Here is a 6,869-nt window from a genome sequence, read left to right as displayed (position 1 = left end):
GAGCAGCACGAACGCGCCGAGTGCGCGCGTGTCGTAGTGCTGCTCGTAATAGAGGTAGAAGAGCGCCGTGATCAGATTGAATAACACGAACACTTCATACAGATTCGAGATGGGAATGTGGCCGACGTCCGCGCCGATCAGGTAGGACTCGTACCAGCGCGCCATCAGCCCGACGAAGCCCATGAGCACCGCCGCCCAAGTGAGCTTCGAGCCGATCGAGCCGCCCGAGGGCGAACGCGAGAGCAGTCCGATCCAGTAGAACAGCGTGGCGAGCACGAACAGCGCGCTCATCCACAGGATGGCCGACTGGCTGGACAGGAAATACTTCAGGAAAAACGTGCTGTCGGCGCGCGACAAATCACCCTGATACAGCTGGATTGCGAACAACGACAGCGCCGCGATCCCGGCGATCAACAGGCGCGCAGGCTTCCAGCGCCAGCCCAGCACGACGAGCGCCGGCGTGGTGCCGCAGAGCACGAGCTTGTCGTAGTCGTTCATGTGCGCGTGGTAGCGCGACAGGGCAAAGGCCGCGCCCGCAACCATGGCGAGGGCAAACAGCCAGTCAGGGGCGTCGAGACGCCTCATGAAGGGGCGCTCGTCGTCCAGCACGCTCGTTTGACTCGCGCTGCGCGCGGGCCTGGATCGATGCAGTGCCGCTGGTAGTGGCACCGCGGCATCAGCTGAAGATGAGCCTGATTTCATGGCATTCACCATTCAATGACGAAGCAGACAGCATGGCGCAGCGCCTGCCGCCGGGCATAAAAAGGGTGCCCGCTCCGGGGGGGACGGCGCACCATGAAAGATGCCCGATGAGGAGGCGGGCACCAAAGCCGTTGAGCGCAAGCCGCGCCACGTGCAACGCTGCCGCCTCATTGATTGCCTGGCGGGCTGGCGGATACTGCCTCTTCTGGCGGAAACACCTCGACGAACGCCGCCACCGCACGCATGTCCCGGTCCGACATGTTGGCGCACACCGCCTTCATGGCTGCACCGCGAGGCCGGGTGTCGGTTTGCTGGAACACCTCCAGTTGCTTCATGACGTAGTCCGCGTGCTGGCCCGCGAGCCGGGGAAACTGATTCATGCCTTCGCCATGCTGCCCGTGGCACGCAACGCACGCCGCGACGCCCTTGTCAGGCAGGCCCGAATGATAGATCGCCTTGCCTTCGTTGATGAGATCGAGTTCGCCCGCATCGCCGAGAACCACGGATTGACTCGAAAAATAGGTGGCAAGCTCGTCGATCTGTGTGTCGGTCAAATGCGTGAAGCCCCACATAAAACGCTGCGCGTTCGGATCGGCTCGCGAGTGAGTCTTGAAGTCCGTCAGTTGATCGACCAGGTATTCCTTTTGTTGCCCGGCGAGCTTCGGAAAGCCAGGCGACACGGAGACGCCGTTCACACCGTGACAGTTCGAGCACACCTGCAAGGCGATCGTTTTCCCCGGAACCTGCGGGTTGTCGACCTGCCGCGAATGCTCCAGGTCCTGGCAGGCCGACCCGGCCAGCAGCATCGCGATGGAAACGAATTGCGCCATTTTTTCCATGTTGCCAACCTCCTTGCTGCAGTCTCTGTATCTGTACTTCGTGCGCTGCGCGTCAAAGCGCAGCCACTTCGACGCACAGGCAACAGCGCGTGGAGCATCACCACGAAGCGGCCCACAGATAGATGAATAGCGTGTCGTTGTCTCTCGCGTTGCGCCCGGCGCCGTCGTAATTGGACGTGGCGCCGAGAAACTTGGTGTAATGCGTATATTGCAAGCCTATCCGGATACGTTGATTCGGTATCCAGAATATTTCAGGCATCCAGCCCTGCGTGTTCGTGTGAAAGTTCGCGCTACCCGCGTAGGCTACGCTGTCGGGACTGCCTGTCGTATTGAAGAACGAAAGACTGACACCGTACTTGGCCTGGTAGACGTACGATGCCTTGAATCTCAGCGAATCGAGGTTTCCCGACGTGCTGTCGCCGAGGACGAAATTGTTCGGATCGTGGATGTTCTCACGCACATAGCGGGCCTGTGCGGTGATCGTGTGCGGCTCTAGCAGGTACTCGTACTGCGCGTCCATGCCGTAGTCGCGAAAGCGCGTTACGCCCTGTGTGAAGATCGGGAACTGGTTCGAGTCGTTCGGATAGATGTTCACGTTCAACAGGAACGCGCCGACCATTGCGCTATGGGGCCCCCAGTCTTTCGTCAACGCAATGCGCGCGTACGGGTTGTAGCCGCGCAGATACGTTTGCGGGTGAGCCGAGTTCCCTTCTGCACTGCCGTGACTCATGAACGACCAGATGCCGTCGGCCGTGCTGTACGCGGTCAGTTCGGCGTAGACCGTTTTGTTCCAGTACAGATAGCCGCCGACGCCTGCCACCTGCGACGCGAGACTGCCTTCAATGACCGGCAAACTCGGAATTGAGGCAACCGGACTGATCGTCGAGGCGATGTACGGATAGCCCCATGCCGGCGCGGAGTTCCAGACGTCCTGCACGGTCGGATTGTTGTGCACCGTCACGCCGAGGATGAGATCGTTCGCCTCCCCGATGATCCGGTCCACGAACCGGATGTCGGTATTGTCGGACCCCCAGTGCCCTTCCCATTTGTTCGTCACGCCATTCTGATGGTCATAGTTCGTATAGGTGAACTGCGCGAACGCGCCGATCTTGTCGGTGATCTTGCCGGCGAGGAAAATGCTCGCAAAGTCGAATATGGGCAGACCGTTCTTCGGGTTGATGATATTGCCGCTCGCGTCGTTGTTGACCCTCGTCTGGCTCAGATCGCCGACTGCCATGGCGGCGATCGGGATCGTGCGCTCGCCAAGCGTGTAGCCGGTGAGCTTGAACATTCGCCCATAAGGCGTGAGCTCAGGAAATTGCCCTCCGGCGTGGCAGGCCACGCAACTTTGCCCGGTTTGACGCGCGAAGATCGGCAACGCGTATGCGGTGCTTGCCTGCAGCAATGCCAGCATGGTTAAGGCGACTATCCAGCCGCCGCGCAGCAAGTTGTGAAATGCTGCATGGCTGACACGTGTTCTTGCCATGGCTGCGTTCACGATGAACCTCTCGTACCTCACGCGATAACTTCATTGTGCAAACGCGCAATCCGGATCGGCATGGGTTAATGCCCTCCTCTTCCGGTAGGCGTTGCGCTAGATGTCGCGGTGTGTCAATTGCCCGTTCATCGTTTGGCGCACAGCATTGAGCGCCGCGGCCTCTTCGAAACGAAGCTGCGCACGAAAAATTCCTTCGGTATGTTAATTAATCAATACATGAGCTTGAAGGCGCGTGACACGTTCCTGTCACACGCCATTGACCTCACGGCACGATCCAGTCCCCGTCGGCCACGAGCTTGATGTGATCCGGCCCGGCAAAGCGGACGATATAGCCGCCTTTGGACGCGAATGTCTGCCCCGGCGCCAGCGTCAGGCGCGGATAGTAACCCGTCAGGATGCGGCGTTCGAGCATGTCCTGTATGCGCTCCACCAGGTAGTCCCTCACGAACGCATCGACCATATGGCTCAGCGTCTCAGCGAGCAGACCACAGGCAAGATACGTGTCTGCCTGCACCTGGGGAGCCACCATCGGAATCTGTCTGATCGAGAACCAGCCAAACGCATAGTCGACGCGCACGCGCCGTCCTTCCGGCAAATCGAACGGGTACGCGAGGCGCGTGACGCCGCGCCAGCTCGCCGGCAAGGGGGTGCCGTCGAGCCCGCCCATGAGGCCCGACATGAACACGGTATGTGTCGCCGGGGGGATGCGCGCAAGCGCCGCGACGTCCGGTGGACGCAGCCATAGCACGAGCACGTCTGCGCGCGGTATCCCTTGCATGGCGTGCGCCACGCTCTCGCCGGGGGCAAGCGCGCGGTCCGACACCGCCATGCCGTGAGCCTTCAGCGCAGTGGCGAGCGCTTGCGCGCCGCGCTCGCCGTTGTCGCCGGCACGATAGACCTGCCAGACGTGCAGCGCTTTCGCGTCTTTCGTTCCCTGCGCCTGCCGCGCGTGGGCTTCATCGACAATGCGCGCCGCGATCAGGCCCGATTCGAGCAGCACGCCTTTGGAGAAGTACACGGAGTAGAAATCGTGATCGGTTTCGACCGGCACTTCCACGTTGGGAAAGAGGCACGGCACCGCCTCCTGCTCGCAAAAGTCGTGAATCGGCGCCCAGTTCTTGCCTCCGATACCCGACACCACGGCGAACACGGGCTGCCGGGCGAGAAACTGCGTAAGCTGGCCGCGCCAGGTGTCCGGCGGACCTTTAAGCTCCCATACGTGCAGCTCCCACCGGCGATTCACCATGAACATCATCTTGCGCGACGAACGCAGCGGCGGCACCGCACCGAGTGGAAAGACGTTCTTGTCGGCGAAGTAGTGCGTGAGCACATCGAGCATGCCCGCGCGCTTGACCGGATCGGCATCGGGCGTGACGATCGTCGCGAAGTGCAGCACGGTATCCGTTACGCCCGTCGGCCTGCGCCGATCGAGGTGTTTCAGGTAGCCGATCAGCGCCTGCATATCGGCGTCGCTCAGCGCGTATTGCGGCATCAGGCTGCTCAGCGGCTTGCCTTCCGAGTCGATCCCTTCGCGAATGGCTCGCGCGATCGTCGCATCGGTGTACGGTTCGCGCTCGGCGCGCATGCCGGGAACATACGGCAAGTCGGTGTCTTCCGGGTTTTGTGCGCGCGGCTCGACGAGGTAACGCCACGTGATCGGCGGGATGCTGCTGTTGCCCTCCCGCGCGCCCAGACCACTGCGGCGATGGCAGTTCACGCAGGCCGCGGCTCCGCCTTGCAGGTGCACGCCCCCCTCGTGCATCGCCTCGAGCGGTTCGCCCGAACTCAGGATGCCCTGCTGGTAGAGGGCCTCACCTGCGCCGCCCGATGTGATCGACTGCGCCACCGGGGCGCAACGCGCCTCGCCCACAGGCACGATCAGCGCGGCGAGCAGCGTGACGAGTAGCGCGACGAGCCGCGCGCAGGGAGCCAACCCTCGCCACGCCAGCGAAGGTGTCCATGCCCGGCCTCGTGGCCTGCTTGCCGCGCGCTTCATGGTCAGGGCAACGGCTGTCCGGCGCCAGGCAGCGCCGGTGAAGCATCGACGTCGATTGAAACCGATTTGCGATGCATCTGCGGCGGCGCGGGTCGCGTGAAGATGCCATCGTCGAGCGCCGGATTGACCGACACCTTGTCGATCGTCAGCTTGTCCTTGTTGTCGGACGCAGCTGCGCCGCTTTCGATCTCCAGCGGTATTTGCAACCCCTCGACGCTCCTGAAGTCGCTGTAATCCACCAGCACCACGACCGTTTGCCCGAGCGGCGTGCGCACCTGGTGGTCGACCCGTACATCGAGAAAGGTTTGCGCGTCGATCCACACGTGGCGGGTCACGCCGGAAGGCAGCTTCGCGGCGAGACGATACGCATCGCGGCCGCCCACCTGATCGGTGCCCTCGAGCGTGACGGCGACGCCCTTTGCTTGATGGTCGATCAAGAGCCCGTCGATCACCTGCTCGTCGCGCGCGGACGTCGCCTCATCCATCGAGTACGGCCGCGGCGTGGCGCTGCCCACGCCGTTCGGGCCCAGTTTCCACCCTTGTTTGCCGTCGAATACGCGCACCGACTTCTGGTTGTACACCGTGACCTCGAAGCGTGTCTTGTTCGGGCGCTTCATGGCGAGGACGAATGGCAGATCCGGTGCAGGCGCATTGGCGCTATTTACGTGGCCGGACCAGATCATGGTCTGGACTTTGCGCCAGGCGTCTAGACCGCCTCGCGCTTCGACGTTCTTCTCGACGATCTGATCGACGCTCAAATCCCGCGCGGGTAGCTGCTCGCCCGCGAACACGACCGCCGCAACGCTGCCGGCGAGCACCCACACTGCGACTGGTTTCATGGCCGTGAACCTCATCGGGGCGCTCGCTGGCTAGTGGCTTGCGCTCTGGCGTGGGCTCGGGTGAGCGCCGGCGTTCGCGCTTGCATTGGGACTGGCGCCAGGGTTCGCCGCCGCGTGCGGGCTCGGGCTCGGGCTCAGAACCGGGTTGGCGCCGACGCCCGGCGCCGGGTGCGTCACTTTCGCCACCGTGAGCTGCGGCTTGGCAAAAAGCGTGTCGTCCGCCGGGGCGTTCAGCGTGACCTTATCGACGATCAGCTTGTGCGAGCCTCTCGCGCCGATGACCACCGTCTCGAGCGTATGCGGCATGACGAGGCCGCCCTCCTTGCGGTAGTCGCGATAGAAGATGGCGACGTTGTGCATCTTGCCGTCGAGCTTGCGCGCGTCCCCGTCCATCTTCAGTTCGAGAAAGCTGGACGCATCGACCCATACGCGGCGCGACGTGTTGTCTTTCATCGTCAGCTTCAGCACATACGCGCGGTGGCCTTCGACCACTTCCATGCCTTGCACGTCGACTCTCGTGCCCGTTGCCGCAGAGTCCATGAGCGGACCGTCCAGCTCGGCCCACGATGCGGCCGCTTTGGCCTCGGCGGGCGAGTACGGCTCCACTTCGTTGCGGCCGAGGAACGGCCTGACCTTCCAGCCCTGCGCGCCGTCGTAGACCTGGAATGCTGTCTGGTCGTTGAAGCGGACCTCGATGCGGCTCTTGCGCGGGCGCTTGAGCGTCATCGTGAATGGCAGCCTGGTGTTCTTCGTGCCGCCCGCCTCGAGCTGCCCCGACATCGTCATCGTGTTGACCGCGTGCCATGCCTGCAGGCCGCCGCGTGCCGCGGCGTTGCGCTCGACGATCTGCGCCGCGCCCATATGCGCCGCTCCCGCCGTCTGCGCGCTTGCCGCAGAAGACCCCGCAAGCGCGGCGGGAGCGCTCGCCAGAAGGGTCGCCACCGACGCGGTCTGGATTGCCAGCGAAAGAAAGCGGTTCATGAGTCATCTCCTCT

The 6,869-nt window shown here is 63.1% G+C and carries 5 protein-coding genes and 1 pseudogene; all 6 read right to left on the bottom strand.

What is annotated here, in order from left to right:
* A pseudogene (locus U5A58_RS25600) lies at positions 1 to 702 on the bottom strand (c-type cytochrome biogenesis protein CcsB); the annotation flags it as partial.
* Positions 703 to 869: 167 nt separating this feature from the next.
* Positions 870 to 1,508: a c-type cytochrome gene (locus tag U5A58_RS25595; protein WP_321963568.1), complete on the bottom strand. Its 639-nt coding sequence runs from the start codon at positions 1,506 to 1,508 to the stop codon at positions 870 to 872.
* A 130-nt stretch (positions 1,509 to 1,638) separates the two neighbouring features.
* Complete coding sequence (locus U5A58_RS25590) at positions 1,639 to 2,832, bottom strand: cytochrome C (protein WP_321963567.1); 1,194 nt, start codon at positions 2,830 to 2,832, stop codon at positions 1,639 to 1,641.
* A 469-nt stretch (positions 2,833 to 3,301) separates the two neighbouring features.
* Positions 3,302 to 5,035, bottom strand: a complete 1,734-nt coding sequence (locus U5A58_RS25585) for a c-type cytochrome (protein ID WP_415774291.1) — start codon at positions 5,033 to 5,035, stop codon at positions 3,302 to 3,304.
* Positions 5,036 to 5,037: 2 nt separating this feature from the next.
* A complete protein-coding gene (locus tag U5A58_RS25580; RefSeq protein ID WP_321963566.1) occupies positions 5,038 to 5,874 on the bottom strand; it encodes a hypothetical protein in 837 nt (278 codons plus the stop codon).
* Between the two features lie 30 nt (positions 5,875 to 5,904).
* The gene (locus tag U5A58_RS25575; protein ID WP_415774290.1) at positions 5,905 to 6,855 is read right to left on the bottom strand and encodes an outer membrane lipoprotein-sorting protein; all 951 of its coding nucleotides are present in this window, start codon (positions 6,853 to 6,855) and stop codon (positions 5,905 to 5,907) included.
* Positions 6,856 to 6,869: the final 14 nt, after the last annotated feature.

The sequence above is a fragment of the Paraburkholderia sp. J7 genome (genome assembly GCF_905220155.1).
Classification (GTDB): domain Bacteria; phylum Pseudomonadota; class Gammaproteobacteria; order Burkholderiales; family Burkholderiaceae; genus Paraburkholderia.
This window is presented reverse-complemented; position numbering and strand designations above follow the sequence as displayed.